Origin of the sequence: Brevibacillus sp. MER 51, assembly GCF_023714195.1 — a bacterium.
In the GTDB taxonomy this organism is placed as follows: Bacteria; Bacillota; Bacilli; order Brevibacillales; family Brevibacillaceae; genus Brevibacillus.
The window spans coordinates 1-18,647 of record NZ_JAMAUS010000021.1 but is presented as its reverse complement, the minus strand read 5'-3'; the positions used below and the strand labels follow the sequence as shown (position 1 = coordinate 18,647).

The window sequence follows — 18,647 nt, the reverse complement described above, 5'->3', positions numbered from 1 at the left end:
CTGCTCCGTGTCAATCTGTCCTTACGCTATGAATACATGGAAAGACGAAAATTTTATGACACTTTTCATCTCACATAGTATACTACCATGTAAGCGTTCACTCGACAATATTTTCCTCACAAAATAGCCATGAAAACTTCATAATTTCGACAAAAAGGAGGCCCGTATGTCCGATCTAACCATCACCACCCGACTGCCCGTGTTAAAAATTTCGGCTGACCAACATGGCTGGGAAGACGACGAAATCGTCACCGAGTACCCCCTCACGATTTTTCTCAATGATGAGGAATTCGCTACAATCGTATGTACTCCGGCCGACCTGGAAGAGATGGTCATCGGTTTTCTCGCAGCCGAAGGCGTCATCAAGAGCTACTCGGAAATAAAGCAGCTTACGATTAATGAGGCCCAAGGATTTGCTTACGTTGATTTGCATAAAGAAACAATTTTGTCCCAGAGCTTTTACTCCAAACGCAGAATTACTTCCTGCTGCGGAAAAAGCAGACAGTCCTTTTACTTTTTTAGCGATGCGCGCACAGCAAAGCCTGTTGAAAGCACAACAACTGTCACCCCCGCCCAATGCATGCGCCTGATGAAGGAATTGCAAGCGTCGTCTGAGATTCACCGCCAAACAGGTGGTGTCCACAATGCAGCCCTCTGTACACCGGATGAAGTTTTGCTTCAGTACTCCGATATCGGGCGGCACAATGCGCTCGACAAAATCTATGGGAAATGCTTGCAAGATAACATTTCCACCACGGACAAAATTCTAGTATTTAGTGGACGCATCTCGTCTGAGGTGCTGCTCAAGGCTGCCAAGATTGGTGCTGGCATCATTTTGTCCAAGTCCGCTCCAACTGATCTCGCCCTTCAACTGGCAGATGAGCTGAAGCTCACCGCAGTCGGATTTATCCGCAATGACAAAATGAACGTGTATACACAAGCCGAAAGAATTCTTCTGCCTTAAAGAAGGAATCAATCAAAAGCGGGACAAGCTTAGAGCCTTCCCGCTTTTCTATGTTATTTCATCTGGTAATCTCAAAGCCCGAGTTAGCATCTCGGGCTTTTGTTCTTTCAACGTGGGAATTTTTTATTTGCAGCAGCATTGTTTCTTTTTATGCTTGCAGTGGTCGTCTTCGTCTTCGTCCTCATCATCTTCTTCATCTTTGTCTTCGTCGTCGTCCTCTTCTTCGTCTTCATCATCTATGTCTTGCTTCTTGCAACAGTGGTGGTCATGTTTTTCAGTGCCTTTGCAATCATGGTCATTGCAGTAACAGCAGTGATCGTGGCAATGTTCATGCTTTTTGCAGCAGCATTGTGGCTCGTAATAATCGTCGTGTTTCTTGCAACAGCAGTGGTGACCGTAATACTTGTCACGTTTTTTGCAGCAGCAGTGGTGATCGTAATATTTGTCGGTTTTTTTGCAACAGCAGTGGTGGTCGTAATTCTTTTCGGTTTTTTTGCCGCAACAGTGGTGGTCGTATTTGTCGGGTTTTTTGCAACAACAGTGGTGACCGTGGTGTTTGCCTTGTTTTTTGCACTTTCTTGTCATTGCGCTCCCTCCTTTCGTTAGCCATCACTACTATTCATACGGTTTGTCCCGAGAAACGCTTGTATGATAGCCCTTTATGAAAAGCCCCTTTTTTCCAAACAAAAAACAGGACACGTCTCAAGCATGTCCTGTCTTTCTGCGTTTTTCTTCAAGTTTTGCCTGCTCGTACTCTTCAGGTGTGTTGACATTAAATACAGCCCAAGGGTCCAAGCATTCATCAGGCAAGGGCACCACTCGCAGTTCATCTAAAGTTCGCATTAATCTTCGCTGTCCATTCAAAAGAGCCTGCTCCCAATTACTCTGCGTTCTCCGATGGTACACAGCACATAATGGATGGGTTCGGCCTTCTGATTGGGCAACAATCACATCCCACTCGTCCCTCTCCCTGGCAAATTCAATGAATTTCGCTATTTGTACACGATCCATAAAAGGTAGGTCGCAGGACAACACCAGCAAAGCATCCTCGGTACTTACGCGAAAAGCAGTAACCAACCCACTGACAGGACCGCAGGATGGTACCAGATCAGGAGTTATTGTGACGGGCTGTTCATCAATTTGTTCCTTTTGTGTCACTTGAGTGCCCGAAAAATCGTTCGCTACAATGAAACAAGACAAGCCAATCGCTTGTACCTCCTTTACCAACTCTGTTAAAAAGGTTCCGTCCCTCCATGGTAATTTTTGCTTTGGAGAGCCCATTCTGCTGCTTTTTCCGCCTGCTAAAATAACCGCACCGATACGCAGCTGCGACATAAATTTCCTCCTGGGTGTTGACAATAATTCTTATTAGTTTATAATAAGTTTAAATAAATAATAATTATAAACAAGGAGAGATTCTCGATGGAAAACACACTCTACAGCGTTCTCAATAAACAAGTGGCGAACTGGACAGTCCTCTATACGAAACTACACAATTTTCACTGGAATGTAAAAGGACCTCACTTCTTTACACTCCACGCAAAATTTGAGGAATTGTACAACGAAGCAGCAGCAAATCTCGATACCCTTGCTGAACGCGTCCTCTCCATCGGTGGAAAGCCTGTAGCGACTCTGGCTGCATGTCTGAACACTGCAAGCATCACCGAAGCAGAGGGAGACGAAACAGCTGAGCAAATGGTAGAAACGATCACGAGAGACTTCTCCATTCTTGTAGACGAGTTGAAGCTGGCTATGGAAACAGCTGATCAAGCGGACGATGAAGGGACAGCCGATATGCTGTTGGGAATCCGCAGCAGCCTGGAAAAACACATTTGGATGCTCAAATCCTTCTTGCAATAAGCAAGACAATCATAGACACCAAAAGGCGATTGTGCATAGACACATCGCCTTTTTTGGGTCTTGCCTCCCGTGAAACTGCCTCTCTCACCCTGATTGCCTAGAGTGAAAAAATCAGTTTCCGCCCGTCCTTTTCTACTTTTACTTGGGGCAAATACTTTAATGACTTCTGTACACCAATGTAGGGACTCGCAAACTCTACCTGGTGCCGTGCTTTCAACACGGAGCAGAGATCAGCCAATGACATTGGAGACATCGCTTCCCGTAACAGGTTTTCGATGTGCTTCGCAACTTCCACATAATCATGACGAATGTGCGCCTTTCTCACCTTCATTCGCTTCATCAAATCATCCGAAAATTCCTCTGTTGCCAAAGTTACATCGTCAGGGCTCTCTTCGTCTCCGATCCCGGCTTCGTTATCCAACTCGCGAATGCGGCTCAAAAGCTGCTTGATGTCAGCTCCCAACTGCTTGTCCTGATCGACGTAATGTCGACGCAGTGCCATACGCTGCTCTAGCATGGCCTGCAATGTCATTTGTAACGCTTTCCGTTCGTTAAACATTGCGTTATGTATTCCCCTTTTCGCAAAAAGTAGAATGATGGAATTATATCCAATGATAATATAATTCGAACTAGTTGGAAACGGGGGAATTTGGCCCCGCTCCATCCACACGTGCAAATTACACTCCACACGAACGTTTCCGAGCTTCAACAGTAATTCCTTTAACGATTACACGGTGCATCTTAATGATCGTCAATCTCGCTTCCGGATCAGCACCGCCGATATGAGCGATAATTTGCGAAAGTTATTTGTCCTATTATTTACAGAAAAAAACCCATCCACAATTGGACAGGTTCCTTCTGTAGATTATCAAGCTGTCTTCCTCAATCGATCCGTAATCACAAGTCGCATATGTCTTAAGCCGTACCGAAGCTGTTCTGCAACTGAGTTATCTATTTTTTAGACAATCCTTGATTACAGATTTTCAGCGGATACAGTATAGGATGGGTAACCGATTATTCCCAATACTTGCACATAGTAATTTTTACCTGCAACTACATTGATCTCCATCGGAGTGCTGTAGTCAGACGTTCCAATCTTAGTGCGGTCTTGTTCATATACTTGGAATGCTGGGGCCCCTTTGTCATTCGTATGTGTCAGGGTAACGCGAACTTTCCCAGTCTTGTTTGCTTGAAAAACAAAATAATCTCGGTCATCGAAATCAGTAGTTCCTGAAATGCTTGTGTTTATTGTAAAGGAATCAGCCGTTTCAAAGGTATTGTTAGGCTCTGTTTCCGAACTTGCAGCAAATGCAGAAGACGATACAGCAAATACTAGAGTCAATGCTAGTAGGACTTTTTTCACGAAAATAACCTCCTATATTTTGGGTTAAGAGAAATATAACACCAATTCCATCAATTGTCAAAATATAATATTTCTTGAATAATATTGTCGTTTTTAGTAAAAATTTGATAATGATAATTTCTCATGCCTTTATCTACAAAAAAGACCCATCCACATCTGGACAGGTTCTCGTTCCCAATAACAGCAATTTTATGCCGCCTTCTCCTCACTCAATCGATCCGTAATCACCGCAATCGCACCATCACCCGTTACGTTACAAGCAGTACCGAAGCTATCCTGCGCGATGTACAAAGCAATCATCAGCGAAGTCAACGTAGTAGTAAATCCAAGCATGGACTCCATCAATCCGAGTGCTGCCATGACTGCACCACCCGGCACACCTGGTGCGGCGATCATCGTTACGCCCAGCATCAAAATGAACGGAAACATCACGCTAAAGGATGTCGTCATGTCATTTAGCATCATGACTGCCATGGAACAGCTGACAAGCGTAATCGTGCTTCCGGAAAGATGGATTGTCGCACAGAGTGGAACGACGAAATCTGCGATCTTTTCGCTCACACCGTTTTTCTTGGTCTGCTTCAGTGTTACAGGAATAGTGGCCGCAGATGATTGCGTTCCAATCGCTGTGAAGTAAGCGGGGAGCATATTTTTTATCAGCGTAAATGGATTTTTGCGTCCCATCTGGGCTGCTATCATGTACTGCACGAACAGATAGAATAGATGCAAGGCGATAATCATGACGAAAACTTTCACGAAGACGGATAGAATGATGGTGACTTGTCCACCATAGGTCAGGTTGGAAAATACAGACAGAATATGTAAGGGAAGCAACGGGATAATGACGGAAGCAATCAGCTTCTCGACGATATCTCTCAAGTCTACCATCACATTTTGGAGGGCATTCCCTTTGATGACAGTCGCTCCAAGACCAAGGGTAAAGGCAAGCAGTAATGCTGTCATCACACCTACAATCGGCGGCATGTCCACGGTAAAGAATGGCTTCACCAGTGCTTCCTCCGGGTTGGCATACTGATTCACCAGTCCACCTACCTCAAGAATGTGTGGAAAAATACTCGTACTGACCCAATAAGCAAGCGTTCCTGCAAGGATCGTTGACAGGTAAGCAACCCCTGTGGTTACCCCAAGCAAACGCCCTGCCCCTTTGCCCAGCTCACCGATGCCTGGCGCGATAAATCCAATGATAATCAACGGAATCGCAAATCCGAGGAAATTTCCAAACAGGCCACTAAATGTAGCCAATCCTTTCACAACCCAAATCGGCGATATAGAACCGATCCCGATCCCGAGGACAATGGCGATCAGGATTTTGGGTAGTAAACCTAGCTTTTTCATTAATAGTAAACCTCCGTTAATTTTTAATAAATAACGTCCACGTGGAATGGACTTTGTCTCCTTAACGCGGACTAATGAATAACAAGGTAACACATCCGGGATGAGATTGTCATGAGTCATAAAAAAGTAATAATATTCAAATTAAAGAAAACCCCCAATGAGCATTACTTACTCACTTGGGGGAACAATATTATTTGGCGCAAAGCACGTGGCGAAATTCCTCTTCGATGTCTGCCAATACGCGCATGGCATTCGCTAGCTCTTGCTCATTCTTTTCCACGATCAGTGTGTGACAACGTCCAAATTGCTTCGCCTGCCTCTCTTTAATTGCCGCCAGCTCTGGCGCATGCTTCGAGAAAAACACAGCGAAATCCATGGCTCGCCTCGCCCCTAATTGGAAAGCAAAATAGGAGAGATGACCAATTTCTGCTGGGGAGAGGCCGCCCTCCTCTTCTATCCGTTTCACTATCCGCAGGATCGCTTCCTTTCCGTATAGGACCGAAGTGCTTGGTTTAGCCGATGCACATTCCTGATAAATCCCTTGGAATAAACGAAGGGCGTTTGCAGCTTGTTCCTCCTCTGACGGACTGCCTACACGCTTTGGTGCTGTCCAGTAGTGATAAGAAAAGAGGCGATCGAAGATTTTTTCAGCTTTCCATGCCAAGACAAACTGGGACAATGGCAAGCTCACAAAAGGGAATCCTGCCGGATCATGCAGGTAGATTGCTTGCTCATCCATCCTGTATGCAAGAACAAAATGGTCTGCGCCCCCCAAATAAGCAGCATTGGGATTATACGTCAAATAGCCCATATCAAGTGGTCCGAGCAAAACGGGTCCATGTTCCACGTCACGCCGTAATTCCTCCAATGGTGGCTCTCCCTCAGCATCCGCTGACTTTTCCGTCCAGCTAAACCCTAGCAGCTCCAACGCATGACTGACACCACGGTCGGGAATCTCTTGACCGAAATAAATGACTTTCTGCTCCTCATGCCACATCGCCCCGATGCCTACGCCAGAGAGGACTTCAAGTACAGCAGGCGATACCTTCTCCCCAATTGTCTCCAAAAGCATAGCTGAAGAATTTGCGTAGCAGTATGGGCCACTTCCGATGTACGGTAACATGCTTTTCTCCCTCTTTCTCGTCAATGTATGACTTACCTATCATTGACTTCGGGGCGCATGTTTTTCTGACAACGCTTTGCAAAACGCTTCTCGTTCACGCGAAATATTTTTTAAAAAATTCCATCTTCTCACTCACGAAAGCATCATCCGAATCACTGCTACCCATGATATGAGGATCATGCATGCACAGCCCCATTAGCCACAATTGGCGAATGACTGTCATAAGCGACACCGCAGCCTGATCGTTTTCAGATAAGGGACGAACCTCAGTATATCCTTTTAGAAAAGCACTCCATAACGCCTCGACCAGTTCGTCATCTTCTTCGATCAATATTCGGCTCAGCTTGAAAGCAGCCAGATCATACGCCCGCCAGCCATATCCGCACAGGTCGAAATCAAAGTGAGTATAAGCGTTGTCCTCACAAAAGTTCGTGATTAAAATTCCCTTGAAGGTCTCCGTGGCAAATCCCCCAGTCGAGTCCGGCAAGGATATGCTCGTTCAGCTTGTCTTCCAGCTCCATCGCCAGCTTTTGGAGAAATTGAAAATCTTCCTTCCGATGCTGCAAACGTGTCTCGATAATGGCTAACGGGCGATGAATCAGCGCCTTGGCGTCCCAAACCTCGCGAGCTTGCTGTGTGAAAAAGCCTTCTGATTTGACATGCAGCTCGGCAACGGCTCTGCCGAATCGTTCGCTCAATTCCTCGGTATCGATCTCCTGCTCCTTGCCACAGGCAAAAGTGAACAACGCACCAAAGCGATTGCCCTCTGCTGCTTGCAGTCTCAAGACATGGTTTCCTGAACCGTCCGCAATTGGCACAGATACAGATACTCCTTGTCTTTTCAAATAGAGCAAGAGCTCCATCTCGAACGCGACAGCTGCTTCCTCTGTTCGCCAATCACTGCGATACAGCCTGAAAATTCGTTTTTGATCGATCGTCTGCACGAGGTACGTATCGTTCATGCCTCGAAGCATGTAGTGAACCGATTGTATTTGTTCGGTTGGATATGCTTCCTGAAGTACTTTCTGTAATGCTTTTTCACAGATGGTTGAGTAGACGACGTGTGAATGGGGAAAAGGACACAGCAAGAAAAAAAGACCTGGAAGGGCAAAAGGCCGATCAAGGTCTGACACAGGTTACAACGATTTGTCCCCTTTCATGAATAAGCTGTTCAAGGAATTGGGCAACATAAAGTCAAAAAGCGTTATTTCCTCACTTTTCCCTTGATCTCTCGCAATTCCTCGAGGATCAAATCGTATTTGTCGCTGTATTTGTCCAGCAAGTCCTGCAAACGCCCCTCGCGTTCTCGATTTGCCTTCATAATATAAAACAACAACCAGACAAACAAAGCAGCAAATGGCCCTTGCTGAAGTAATACGGTTGTTACTTGGTCTTCCATGTTTGATCTCCCCTTTTGTCACTGTACAGAACGAGTGTTCCCGCATCGTCCTTATCTGTATTTTGTACAAAAGGCTTGTACATAATTCGTTGAAAACAAAATTTATATCCATACTTTTCTTTTTCCTTCTCATTTAGTACAATAAATTTGTACATCCTCACAGGAAGGACTGGCACGCTCATGCTATCTCAGCGCTTACGCACAGCTCGTAAGACAAAAGGTCTGACCCAGGAAGAGTTGGCAGAGCATGTCTGCACGACCAAGGGGACGATCAGTAACTACGAGAACAACCACAGCACACCACCGAATGACATGCTGCGGCAATTGGCTGATGTGCTGGACGTCACGACCGATTGGTTGTTGGGCCGCACAGATGAAGTCACGGCCTATATTCTCCCCGCATCAGGAGAGACAAATCAACGTTCGTTGGACGAGCTCTTGCAGGAAAAGATCGATGACCCGGACGACTACTATTTCCTAGACGGGTACCTAGACGCTTCAGAAGAGGAGAAAAAAGAAATTCGCCGCTACTGGTACGACTTGAAGAAACAGTGGAAAGTCCGTAGAGTACGCGAAGAAAGACCTCCGTCCTTGTTTGACATCACGGAAGACATCAAAAAAAAATAACCCCAGTGCGGGTTTTTCTTTTCAGCAAAAAACAGAACGTACGTTCCTTACCATTCATTTAGGAGGTCCTTGATGCTTCACTCCCTTTTGCAAGAAATCTGCGAACCGCAAACATGGCTCGAGAGTCGCGTGTACTTATTGCTTCAGCATCACGGCATCGATTCGCCTGAACAAATCGATCTGCATCTGCTGTGCGAGACGTACGGCATCGAGGTCCATCGTATTTGCGGCAGGAGTCGTGCACACGCGCATCCGTTTTCGCCAGGACGTTATATCATTGCAGTGGACGAGCGACTTGATCTGGCTACCCAGCGGGTAAAAATCGCGCACGAACTCGGACATTTGCTCCTTCATGAAGGCATTCAGCCCCAGAGCAGCGAATGGATGATTGACTGGCAAGAATCGCAGGCGAATCATTTTGCCGAGCATTTGCTGCTACCCATTTACATGATGAGCCCCCTTTTGGCCGATTGCTCGCGATACAACGCACCGGCGATGTTGGCTCAGCGCTTTCAGGTGCCGATGCCTCTTGCCCGTGCCCGTTTTGAGCGCATACTTAGCCGTATGTATGCCAAAGGTTTTCCCGTCTATGGGTAAATTATGACGCTATTTTTATGCAGGAGGGATACCTGATGAAACGAGTCTTTATTGCCGGTGATGCATACACGACTCATTTTTTTGATCTCGCCTTGGACCAAGACGAGGAGCTGTCGCTGTTGCCCTCTTTGCAGGTAGCCAGCTATCACGTGGCCCGCTTTGCCCTCATCATGCGAGATGACGGTCTTAGTGGTCTCGGTATTTTTCCTGGAGACGCCCTATTGATCTCAGACTTTTCGATGGAGCCCGTAAAAGACAGACCTGTGTTGATCCGACAAGAGGGGCAGTTCCTTGTGCGCATCGCAGCAGACGTCAATCCATTGGAATGTTTGTTTACAACCACACGCGAGCAAGATACGCCTATGCTGCTCCCCTCGGAAAACATTCGCATTACAGGTGTTGTATCCGGTATTATTCCACGTTCATCATCATGACATCATTAAGCAGCCAATCCTTGATTGCTGCCACCGTTTGCTGCCACTGCTCCTGAGGAGTAATGGCAGCGGGCTTGTCGCCCTCCTGCGATCCATAGCTTCCGAACTGAGAGTGGTTTCCCCCTTCTATGGACATGTACACCGTACGCTCCGGCAAATATTGCTTGCTCTCCAAAAACTTTTCCATATTAATCACTCCATCGCGAGATCCGAGTAAAGACAGCACCGGCAAATTCACCTTCTTCAAGTTCCCCTGACTGTTCGGATACGCTCCCAGTAAAAACACACCGTTGATTCGGTCCGGATGGTTAGCTGCGAATTCAGCTGCCATGGTACCACCGAGCGAATGTCCTCCGATGACAAACGTTTTATTTGGGTAGGCCTTCAATACTTGTGTCGCTCGCGTCATATCGCTTACGGCCAAATTCAGCGGCATTCGCGCGAGAAAAACATGGTAGCCGTAGCCTGCCAAGGCACGGGCAATCGGAGCATAGCTCTCCGGTTTGACCAGTGCTCCCGGATATAAGATGAGTCCCGGTTCGCGTGATTCCCCGCCTTGGAAGATAATCCAGTCATTCGTATCCATGACCGTAATCCCTTCACCGCCTTGCATGGCCGTTAACGCTGCCTGATCGGGCTGATATGGCTGCAAATACCATATAGCCAGACAAATCGCCCCTAGTGTCACCAATACCAGTGCCTGAAACCATTTTTTGCGTGCTTGACTCATCCTACCCACCTCATTTCCGTTCCCACGTATGATGCTACTTATTATGTCTCAAACACTCTGCACATGTGCATAACTTGTGAATCTCGACATTTTCGTGGTGTTGACGAACTAATCTTTTCATAGTAGTATTCAAACATACTACTTAATTTCTCGTGCAGCATATCGAGACTGAGACTGATTTTGGTCCTGAACTTGCTGAAAAGTATGGAAACTACTCGATTTTTACCAAAAAGAGAAGGGATGAGAATTGTTATGAATTTACAGGATGTACAATTTTGCGAGGAACTGGTAAGAAGTGTTGGAAAGGAGCTGCTAGTGGAATTTGAAAATGGCGCGCCCTGCCACAGCAAGGAAGCAATGGCTAAACGCTTTGAAGAGGTAAATGCCGTGGTTGAAGCTCGATTGAAGCAATCATTATCCGAGCGTTTTCCCACCTATGAATTCTCTGACGCGGAATTCGATCTGGCTGCACAGGAACAGCCTGAATTCGCAAGTCCTTACTGGGTGATGGATGCAATCGATGGAGCAGTTCATTTTCTGCAAAGTATGCCGATGTGGGCTACTTCCCTCTGCCTGATTGACGGAGGACGCACGGTTGTTTCTTTTGTCTATGATCCATGCCGTGATGAACTGTTTACAGCAATTGACGGGGGTGGAGCTTTTCTAAACGGACAAAAAATCAGTACCTCAGCCAAATCGCAGCTGAGTGAGTGCATTTTAGGTACACTCTTTGCTTCCTCCGAGCCAATGAACCACTTGGTCGGTAAGTATACAGCAAATTCCTTGACAAGAGTGATGCCAGAGGCTTTTGCCATCCGCATGCAAGGCGCGGTATCACTCCATCTGGCCTATGTGGCATGCGGGCGACTCGACGGTTACTGGGAATACGGTGAAGGGGTGTATGATTGGCTGGCTGGTGCACTTTTGGTCCAGGAAGCCGGAGGCAAAATTACGGATACGCAAGGAAACGATTTTTGCTGGAAAAGCTCAGGCATCGTAGCAGCAGGTTCGTCCATCTACCCTAAGCTGGTCCAATTGACCCCAGCTTCATAAATGAACAGATAAAAAGGGTGAGCTTTAGCGCTTCACCCTTTTTCCTTTTTCCGTTCACGAAAACGGCGGACCTTCATCAAGTTTCCGCACATTTTGTCATCACACCAGCGGCGCACCCGGTTGCGGCTTTCATCATAAAACACCCAGCGGCAATCCTCGTTGTCACATATTTTGATTCGCTCAAGATGCTGTGGGGCAAGCAACTCCGCGAAAGAAGCAGCAATTTGTGTCATGACAAGCGGCCAGCCCTCTGTTGAGCTGGATTGCTTTTGCCTGTAGCCGCCCTCCTCCTCTACAAACAACACCTGCCTATGAAATGGGGCGAGGGCCAATACTTTGTTCAATTCCACAAGGTCCTCCTCTTGGAATCGGTCCCCATGCACAACGGTTTCCAGCATACGTCTCAAACGTTCGCGCAACTGCAAAAGAGACACAGCATACTCCTCATCCATAGGTAGCGGAGCGGTTAGCTTGTATGTTTGCAAAAAGGATGACAGCCATTCCTGGTTCTCCAGACGATTTTCCCAACGACCAGAACCGCGCCAATCCCTCCAATCACTATTTAAAAAATCGATACAAAGCCAGTCCATGGCATCATCTCTCCTGACGAAACCCTTCATTTTTCTCTCTTGTATGACCATACAGGATATGGTAATCTCTATTTGTAACCACCATAATTAAATTAACTGGTTACACACTCGTTTCTTACTGTTATTATAGCGTTTCATCAATCTGTTTCACAGACGAGGAGGAAGCGTATGAATCGGAAGGAATTGCTTTTGCACGGATGGGAATGTGCGTATGAGAAGGAAGACTGGTATCCCCCCTTAAAAGAAGTGCTTTCCGGAGTATCAGCAGCGGAGGCTAGCTGGCGCCCTGTAGGAGAAGCAGCTAACACAATCTGGGAAAACGTCAGTCATCTTCTTTATTACAAAGAACGTCTGTTGCATCGTCTTTTGGACACCGAATTTCATGGCTCTGCCGAGACGAACGATGATACCTTCACCCCATCCGGCGGTCCTGATGACGAAGACGCTTGGCAAGCTACCCTTTTGCGAATGGAAAGCGTCCATCGCAACATTCATGAACAGCTTTCCTTGCTGACGGATGAAGAGCTAAACGAGAAGGCTACCTATACACCGATTTACCAAAACGTCATGAGTCTTGTCTTGCATGATGCGTTTCATACGGGACAAATTGTCCAAATTCGCAAGCTGCAAGGCTCTTGGCCTGCCAGACGCTCATTTGAATAACAAAATTTCACATTGATTAATCCCGAACAATCCTTTATATTTGATGAATCACATAATTTCATACATGTTATCCTCATCTTTCACGGTGAGGATAGAGGTCGCGGCTTTTATATCATCCTGTACGAGATTCAGAGAAAATCAATGACTCCAGGTAAGGAAAATCCGCCGAAGCCCATATCGCGTCTCTGTGCGATTGGGTTGGGGCTGTACTCGAAAGGGGCAGAACTGTCACGTTTGCACGCCAAGCAAACGTGGTGAGCTATCTTCAGTGAAGGCTTGGTGGGGATTGGATGATACCGCCCTATGCCATTTTTTGGCTATGGCGGTTTTTTAATTTCCGACCTTCCTTCTCAAAAATCAAGAAAGGTCGTGCAAGCAGCTTATGTCACAAAATCAATTGCAACGTGGTTTAAAAGCCCGACACCTGACGATGATCGCCATTGGCGGGTCGATTGGGACGGGATTGTTTCTCGCGAGCGGGGGCTCGATTCACTCTGCCGGACCAGGTGGAGCGTTAGTCGCCTATCTCGCTATTAGTATCATGGTTTACTTTTTAATGACCAGCTTGGGGGAAATGGCGGCCTTCATGCCTGTTTCCGGTTCATTTTCGACGTATGCCACACGGTTCGTCGATCCATCTCTCGGCTTTGCTCTCGGTTGGAACTACTGGTACAACTGGGCCATTACCATTGCCGTCGAGCTGTCAGCTTCCGCACTTATTATGAAATATTGGTTCCCAGATACCCCAGCGATAGTGTGGAGCGCTTTGTTCCTCGGATTGCTGTTCGCCTTGAATCTCCTGTCTGTGAAAGCCTATGGAGAATCTGAATATTGGTTTGCCTTGATTAAAGTAGTAACGGTTATCATCTTTATTATTGTCGGTGTGTTGATGATTTTTGGCATTATGGGTGGTCAAGCAGTTGGCTTCCAAAACTTCACCAAAGGCGACGCGCCATTCAATGGCGGCTTCATGGCCCTGCTCGGTGTCTTTATGATTGCCGGATTCTCTTTCCAAGGGACGGAGCTGGTTGGTGTCGCAGCTGGAGAGAGCGAAGACCCTGCCCGCAACATTCCGAAGGCCATCCGTCAAATTTTTTGGCGCATCCTGCTCTTCTACATCCTCGCTATTTTGATCATCGGGTTGTTGGTTCCATACGATAATCCAAATCTGATCAGTGGCGACCTGACGGATATTGCGATCAGTCCGTTTACGATTGTATTTGAAAATGCCGGATTTGCTTTTGCAGCATCCGTCATGAATGCCGTTATTCTCACGTCTGTATTGTCTGCTGGTAACTCTGGCATGTACGCCTCTACACGCATGCTGTGGAACTTGGCGAAGGAAGGAAAAGCACCAAAATGGTTCGCAAAAGTAACAAGTAATGGCGTACCTATCAATGCCTTGATCTTGACTGCGCTCATCGGCGCCCTTGCTTTTCTGTCCTCTCTGTTTGGGGAAGGCGAAGTGTACGTATGGCTTTTGAATGCGTCTGGTATGTCAGGCTTCATCGCTTGGCTGGGAATTGCCATTAGTCACTACCGTTTCCGCAAAGCGTTTATCGCTCAGGGCCGTGACTTAAGCGAATTGCCTTATCGGGCAAAGTGGTTCCCGTTTGGACCGATTTTTGCCTTCATCATTTGCTGTATCGTTATTTTGGGGCAAAATTACTCCGCATTCTTGGGTGGAACGATCGACTGGTATGGCGTCGCGGTCTCTTACATTGGTTTGCCTCTGTTCTTAATCATTTGGCTCGCTTATAAAGTCACGCAAAAGACAAAGCTCGTCCCTCTTGAACAAGTTGACTTCAGCATGGATGAATACACGAAATAATCGCAGAAAAAATACGGACTTCCGTTATCTGAACGGGAGTCCTTTTTCATGCTAAACAGTATATTAATAATTGCCCGAAAAGAGCCGATAGTATAGAAAAGAAGCAATAGAGATCCGTTTCCTTCCGTTCTCGCAACTCATACTAGTCATCTGATAAAAGGTAACCATGATCTCCTGCCTTCACGACTGAACTTGAATCCATGTGAGGAGAGTAGAACATGCACATCCAATCGAATAACCGCTACCTACCCCCCCAGCTATCCACTAACCAACTTGCACCCAAAATGGTGACAGGAACTCGTTTAGAATTGCCCAGATTGCCCGAGCACGATACAGTAGATCTTCGTTCTCACAAAGCACGCGAGCTCCCTGCTGATGCCATCGAACATCACAGCGTCCAATTTTTCTTTAGCACAGAGATTAACGAGCGCTTGGATAAAATTTTCGCAGATAAACCACCTGAAGCTCGCAAGGCCTTTGATCAGATCCTCGAACGTAATTTTTTCAACTCCCAATCCACCTACACCGATGAAGAAAGAGCTGCTTTGGTAGAGGTCGGATTAACCCAAGGCAAATATTTGGCAGACCAATACATGGCTGATGAAAAAAATGCTGCTGAATTTTTGGATACCCTCCATCTGCTCGCTGGCGTTGCCAAAACACGAAAAGTTGACCCTGCGACTGGCAGTGTCAGCTACGTAGAGCTTCCGCAAAAACCACATGGGGCGCCGAACGACTATGTCAATCCATCCAAGCTGATGGAGCGGTATGACCCGGAAGCCTACAAAAAAATGCAAGCGGCTACCACCAATCAAACAGAGAAAGTAAGCATGCTGATTCAATTCGTCAAAAAGCTGCAACATCGTCCAGACTGGATTGCACAATACCGGAACGAAAAAGCTACACTTCTCTCTGATTTAAAAAATACAAAAATCGCTAACCGTTTTGAGAATGTAAATACAAAGGACACCACGGAATTTGTTCGTCAAATGAATACGCTCGCTGAAAATGCTTCCTTTTCTTCCTTTACACCATTGCTTCAAACGAATCTTGCCTCTTTTATGAAGATCCTGTCCAAGAAAACGAGTTAACTGCACAAGATGATCTACAGCCTCCGCCCGAGCTTCTCTGGGACTGGGGCTGTTTTTTTTGTGCCGTTTCCTTTTCCATTTAAGGAAATTGACAGGCAGATGGTGGACATACTAACCCGTAAAGGAGGAGACGAACATGGATGACAATCGCGAAAACGACCTGCCTGATTTCAAACAATTGGATGACAGACTGATCGCTCAACCTCCAACTAGTCCAATCCTCGCGATCCGTACCAATCTGGACAAGGAACCAAATGACATCGACAATCCGTATGTGCAGCAAGACTCTACACCCACTGGACAAAATAAGGGGGAAGCAAATGACTGATCGTATCTCAAAAGAAAAGCCTGACATGGGTTATAACGGAAGCAATATGCATGGTTATTCCCTTACACCAAAGGAAGGGACATTGAACCAAACTGCCAAGTCGGCTGCGGAAAACAAAGAAAACAGGGACAAAGAATAGTTCTTTTCCCATTAGAAAAGCAAATCCCCTTCTGGGAAACAGGCAGATACTCCTTTTGCCTTTTCCGGAAGGGGATTCCTTTTGATTTCGACCAAGAACATAGTGAAAAACATTTTTTTATTGACGAATTTCAGTTGGAAATATATACTTTTCATGGATTTGATAATGAGAATCGTTATCAAATTCTTTTATATATGATCAGGAGGTTGCCCCATGAAATCCAGGCTCTTCAAACACATTTACAGCACAACATTAGTCACTTCTCTCCTCACAGGTGGCGCCCATTCGGCTCTGGCTGCTCCACTTGTGGCCACTGCTGAACAGACGGATGTTTCCCCTTTGTCGCTAGATTTCGCAGTCGAACAGGCAATAAAGAACAGCGTCGATCTGGAGCTGCTTCGGCTTGAATTAGATATTACGAAGTACGAAACCTCCATTACACTGAGAGAAAAAGAAGAAATCAAAAAAGCTGACATCATGACTCTGGCTGATGCCAAAAAGAAATTCGAAGACGCTGCCAAAGCGGTCAAAGAAGTGGTTGTCGATGAAGTCGCCCTGAATACGCAAAAAAACACCGTTCAATTGCAAGTGCAAAAAGCATTCTTCGAGGTCCAATCATTAGAGGCCAAAATCAAAGCGCAAAAGAAAAGCTTGCAAAGACAGTACTGGTTGGACTCCCAAGAAACAGAAGCTCACAAAAATCTCGCTGCCCTTGAAGCCAGCTACAAACAAACATTGGCCAAGCTCAACGATTTATTGAACGAAAAAGCAGACAGACAATGGAAAATGATCTCCACTGATCTGACTCACGGCGAGCTGCTTTCCTTGGAGCAATGGCAAGCAAAAGCTTTTGAAAAACGTCCTGAGATGATCAAGGCACAAGCAGAAATAGACTTTGCCCAAGTAAGAATTGATTACACGGCAGAGTATTCCGCGCTCAGCACACATAAAGGTACAATCGCAAAAAATGAGCACAAAAAAGCAGAACTGCAAAAACAAAAAACACAGAAGAAAATCGGTCAAGAGGTAAGTGACAACTATACGAAGCTACTCGCAGCGAAAAAGGCATTAGAGGAAAGTACAACAAAGAAAGAAACCGCATTGGAGCGCTATCAGGCAACAATCGATCAATATAGATTAGGGAAAGCATCGATGAAAGAATTGATGGAAGACGAAGCAAACCTGTTTGACTCTGAAACAAAAGCAATCGAATCGGTTTATCAATACAATCTCGCTGCTGCCACGTTGAATCAGTCAACTGGCTATTAATATTTCGTATCACGAAAGATCTCGTTTATTCATTTAAAATAAAGAAGGCTTCATCCCACAGGGTGAAGCCTTTACTCATTTAACAGCCTCTCAAAAACTCTCGGCATCACTAAACGACCACCGTCTGCACCAAAATCCTCTATGAACCACCAAGCTGACAGCACACTGTGGCAATACGCCCATGCTAACACTCTCTCTTTTTGCAAGGACAGCGCCTTCGTCAGCCCATCGACCCGCTGTTTCATTACCTCTTCTAGCCCATCCTCTGGCAAATGGTTCAGCAAAAACGGAATCACCTCGTATTCCGTCTCCCCAATCAGTCCTTTCGGATCAATTGCCAACCACGGCTCTCTTTCTGCACGCAAAATATTTTCATGATGAAGATCACCATGCAGCAAGCACGGTTCTTTTTGTGTGGGGAGAAGCTTTTTGTACCATTGCATGGCCTGCTCCACCATTTGCTCAGGAATCAGTCCTGTCCCCCCTTGGAAATGGGGGCGAATCTGTTCCAGTCCCACAGCCCAGTCTGCTATCGTCGGGAACCTCGACGCAAGCTTGCTAACCCTTGAAATGGGTGTATGCATTCTTTTGATTAACGTCGCCAAGCATTGAATTCGCTCGTCTTCGCTACTCAGCTTGTCCAGTGTCTCTCCTGGCACGATGCGCTCCAAAAGCATCATCCCTTTTTCCTCGTCAGCATCGAGAAGCTGCACCATTCCCCGCCCTGCAAAACCCCGAATCGCTGCCAGCTCTCTTTGCCATTCCACGCCAGGCACTCCCAGCTTCAGTACTGCGTTTGTTCCATCCTTCAACACAACTGGTGCGACAAAGTTATAGGAGAGTGGAAATTGCGCAAGCACCTTTAGAGACCACCGTGCTTCGCAATCGGCAAGTAGTTCATCAAAGGAATCCAGCCAGAGACGCCCCGCTTCTTTATGTACCCCCATAATTGTTTCGGTAAATTGGGTTGGCAGTGAAATCATTAGGATCTCCTCCTCGAACTACTTGCAGAACATCCTCTTGCATTAGCTTTCAAGGTGTTCCCTTACCACAGCTGCGTAAGAAGAAGCGCATTTCCAGTCAAGCGCCTCTGGAGCCCATCCCAGCTTCGGAAAAAATGGCGGGGAATTTCAGCTTCACTGATATGAACGAGGACTGTCAATAGCATGACGGCCCCGTTTTTTCTTTTTTCTTGTTGCTTTATATGGAGAGGCGGGCGTGGTAGACTGC

Annotated in this window: 24 protein-coding genes and 1 riboswitch; of the genes, 13 read left to right on the top strand and 11 right to left on the bottom strand. The window is 46.4% G+C overall.

Annotation, left to right across the window (positions count from 1 at the left end; genetic code table 11):
* Positions 1-166: 166 nt before the first annotated feature.
* A complete protein-coding gene (fdhD, locus tag M3630_RS27420) occupies positions 167-964 on the top strand; it encodes a formate dehydrogenase accessory sulfurtransferase FdhD (protein ID WP_173609054.1) in 798 nt (265 codons plus the stop codon).
* Between the two features lie 150 nt (positions 965-1,114).
* Complete coding sequence (locus M3630_RS27415; protein ID WP_251254192.1) at positions 1,115-1,570, top strand: hypothetical protein; 456 nt, start codon at positions 1,115-1,117, stop codon at positions 1,568-1,570.
* A gap of 96 nt (positions 1,571-1,666) precedes the next feature.
* Here the strand turns inward: M3630_RS27415 and mobA are convergent, their stop codons facing one another.
* A complete protein-coding gene (mobA, locus tag M3630_RS27410; RefSeq protein WP_251254191.1) occupies positions 1,667-2,299 on the bottom strand; it encodes a molybdenum cofactor guanylyltransferase in 633 nt (210 codons plus the stop codon).
* 87 nt (positions 2,300-2,386) lie between these two features.
* Here mobA and M3630_RS27405 point away from each other — a divergent pair, with 87 nt between their 5' ends.
* The gene (locus M3630_RS27405; RefSeq protein WP_237900111.1) at positions 2,387-2,824 is read left to right on the top strand and encodes a Dps family protein; all 438 of its coding nucleotides are present in this window, start codon (positions 2,387-2,389) and stop codon (positions 2,822-2,824) included.
* 97 nt (positions 2,825-2,921) lie between these two features.
* Here the strand turns inward: M3630_RS27405 and M3630_RS27400 are convergent, their stop codons facing one another.
* The 7 genes from M3630_RS27400 to M3630_RS27370 form a co-directional block, all read right to left on the bottom strand.
* Positions 2,922-3,383 (bottom strand): hypothetical protein, encoded by a 462-nt coding sequence (locus tag M3630_RS27400; protein WP_173609058.1) that lies wholly within the window; start codon positions 3,381-3,383, stop codon positions 2,922-2,924.
* A gap of 414 nt (positions 3,384-3,797) precedes the next feature.
* Positions 3,798-4,187: a hypothetical protein gene (locus tag M3630_RS27395; RefSeq protein ID WP_232773585.1), complete on the bottom strand. Its 390-nt coding sequence runs from the start codon at positions 4,185-4,187 to the stop codon at positions 3,798-3,800.
* A 189-nt stretch (positions 4,188-4,376) separates the two neighbouring features.
* On the bottom strand, positions 4,377-5,543 hold the full coding sequence (locus M3630_RS27390) for a dicarboxylate/amino acid:cation symporter (RefSeq protein WP_251254190.1): 1,167 nt from the start codon (positions 5,541-5,543) through the stop codon (positions 4,377-4,379).
* Between the two features lie 190 nt (positions 5,544-5,733).
* Positions 5,734-6,666, bottom strand: coding sequence for a hypothetical protein (locus M3630_RS27385; protein WP_251254189.1), 933 nt, complete (start codon positions 6,664-6,666; stop codon positions 5,734-5,736).
* A 94-nt stretch (positions 6,667-6,760) separates the two neighbouring features.
* Positions 6,761-7,153: a phosphotransferase gene (locus M3630_RS31265; RefSeq protein ID WP_353057268.1), complete on the bottom strand. Its 393-nt coding sequence runs from the start codon at positions 7,151-7,153 to the stop codon at positions 6,761-6,763.
* A complete protein-coding gene (locus M3630_RS27375; RefSeq protein WP_251254187.1) occupies positions 7,086-7,628 on the bottom strand; it encodes a phosphotransferase in 543 nt (180 codons plus the stop codon). Before M3630_RS27375 ends, M3630_RS31265 begins: the two co-directional genes overlap by 68 nt.
* A gap of 242 nt (positions 7,629-7,870) precedes the next feature.
* Positions 7,871-8,065 (bottom strand): BhlA/UviB family holin-like peptide, encoded by a 195-nt coding sequence (locus tag M3630_RS27370; RefSeq protein ID WP_012684855.1) that lies wholly within the window; start codon positions 8,063-8,065, stop codon positions 7,871-7,873.
* Between the two features lie 180 nt (positions 8,066-8,245).
* Here M3630_RS27370 and M3630_RS27365 point away from each other — a divergent pair, with 180 nt between their 5' ends.
* The 3 genes from M3630_RS27365 (at position 8,246) to M3630_RS27355 (ending at position 9,723) form a co-directional block, all read left to right on the top strand.
* Positions 8,246-8,692 carry a helix-turn-helix domain-containing protein gene (locus M3630_RS27365; RefSeq protein WP_173609063.1) on the top strand — a complete coding sequence of 149 codons (447 nt, stop codon included), beginning with the start codon at positions 8,246-8,248 and terminating at the stop codon, positions 8,690-8,692.
* A 72-nt stretch (positions 8,693-8,764) separates the two neighbouring features.
* A complete protein-coding gene (locus M3630_RS27360; protein WP_173609064.1) occupies positions 8,765-9,289 on the top strand; it encodes an ImmA/IrrE family metallo-endopeptidase in 525 nt (174 codons plus the stop codon).
* A 35-nt stretch (positions 9,290-9,324) separates the two neighbouring features.
* Positions 9,325-9,723, top strand: a complete 399-nt coding sequence (locus tag M3630_RS27355; RefSeq protein ID WP_106841359.1) for a hypothetical protein — start codon at positions 9,325-9,327, stop codon at positions 9,721-9,723.
* On the opposite strand, the gene M3630_RS27350 is transcribed toward M3630_RS27355, so the two are convergent.
* Complete coding sequence (locus M3630_RS27350; RefSeq protein WP_251254186.1) at positions 9,701-10,453, bottom strand: alpha/beta fold hydrolase; 753 nt, start codon at positions 10,451-10,453, stop codon at positions 9,701-9,703. The genes M3630_RS27355 and M3630_RS27350 overlap by 23 nt on opposite strands.
* Before the next feature lie 252 nt (positions 10,454-10,705).
* Between M3630_RS27350 and M3630_RS27345 the strand changes: the two genes are divergently transcribed.
* Complete coding sequence (locus tag M3630_RS27345) at positions 10,706-11,506, top strand: inositol monophosphatase family protein (protein ID WP_251254185.1); 801 nt, start codon at positions 10,706-10,708, stop codon at positions 11,504-11,506.
* Between the two features lie 32 nt (positions 11,507-11,538).
* Here the strand turns inward: M3630_RS27345 and M3630_RS27340 are convergent, their stop codons facing one another.
* Positions 11,539-12,096 carry a CGNR zinc finger domain-containing protein gene (locus M3630_RS27340; RefSeq protein ID WP_221867456.1) on the bottom strand — a complete coding sequence of 186 codons (558 nt, stop codon included), beginning with the start codon at positions 12,094-12,096 and terminating at the stop codon, positions 11,539-11,541.
* A 168-nt stretch (positions 12,097-12,264) separates the two neighbouring features.
* Here M3630_RS27340 and M3630_RS27335 point away from each other — a divergent pair, with 168 nt between their 5' ends.
* The 6 genes from M3630_RS27335 to M3630_RS27310 all read left to right on the top strand — a co-directional run bounded on the left by M3630_RS27335 (position 12,265) and on the right by M3630_RS27310 (position 17,417).
* Positions 12,265-12,759: a DinB family protein gene (locus M3630_RS27335; protein ID WP_251254184.1), complete on the top strand. Its 495-nt coding sequence runs from the start codon at positions 12,265-12,267 to the stop codon at positions 12,757-12,759.
* 84 nt (positions 12,760-12,843) lie between these two features.
* Positions 12,844-13,029: riboswitch (Lysine riboswitch) on the top strand.
* Positions 13,030-13,141: 112 nt separating this feature from the next.
* Complete coding sequence (locus M3630_RS27330; protein WP_251254183.1) at positions 13,142-14,590, top strand: amino acid permease; 1,449 nt, start codon at positions 13,142-13,144, stop codon at positions 14,588-14,590.
* 218 nt (positions 14,591-14,808) lie between these two features.
* On the top strand, positions 14,809-15,681 hold the full coding sequence (locus M3630_RS27325) for a hypothetical protein (RefSeq protein WP_251254182.1): 873 nt from the start codon (positions 14,809-14,811) through the stop codon (positions 15,679-15,681).
* Between the two features lie 136 nt (positions 15,682-15,817).
* Complete coding sequence (locus M3630_RS27320; RefSeq protein WP_173609071.1) at positions 15,818-16,009, top strand: hypothetical protein; 192 nt, start codon at positions 15,818-15,820, stop codon at positions 16,007-16,009.
* Entirely contained in the window at positions 16,002-16,148 is a 147-nt protein-coding gene (locus M3630_RS27315; RefSeq protein ID WP_173609072.1) for a hypothetical protein, read from the top strand. Before M3630_RS27320 ends, M3630_RS27315 begins: the two co-directional genes overlap by 8 nt.
* A 213-nt stretch (positions 16,149-16,361) precedes the next feature.
* Positions 16,362-17,417 (top strand): TolC family protein, encoded by a 1,056-nt coding sequence (locus tag M3630_RS27310; protein ID WP_251254181.1) that lies wholly within the window; start codon positions 16,362-16,364, stop codon positions 17,415-17,417.
* A 71-nt stretch (positions 17,418-17,488) separates the two neighbouring features.
* On the opposite strand, the gene M3630_RS27305 is transcribed toward M3630_RS27310, so the two are convergent.
* Positions 17,489-18,400: an aminoglycoside phosphotransferase family protein gene (locus tag M3630_RS27305; protein ID WP_251254180.1), complete on the bottom strand. Its 912-nt coding sequence runs from the start codon at positions 18,398-18,400 to the stop codon at positions 17,489-17,491.
* Positions 18,401-18,647 lie beyond the last annotated feature (247 nt).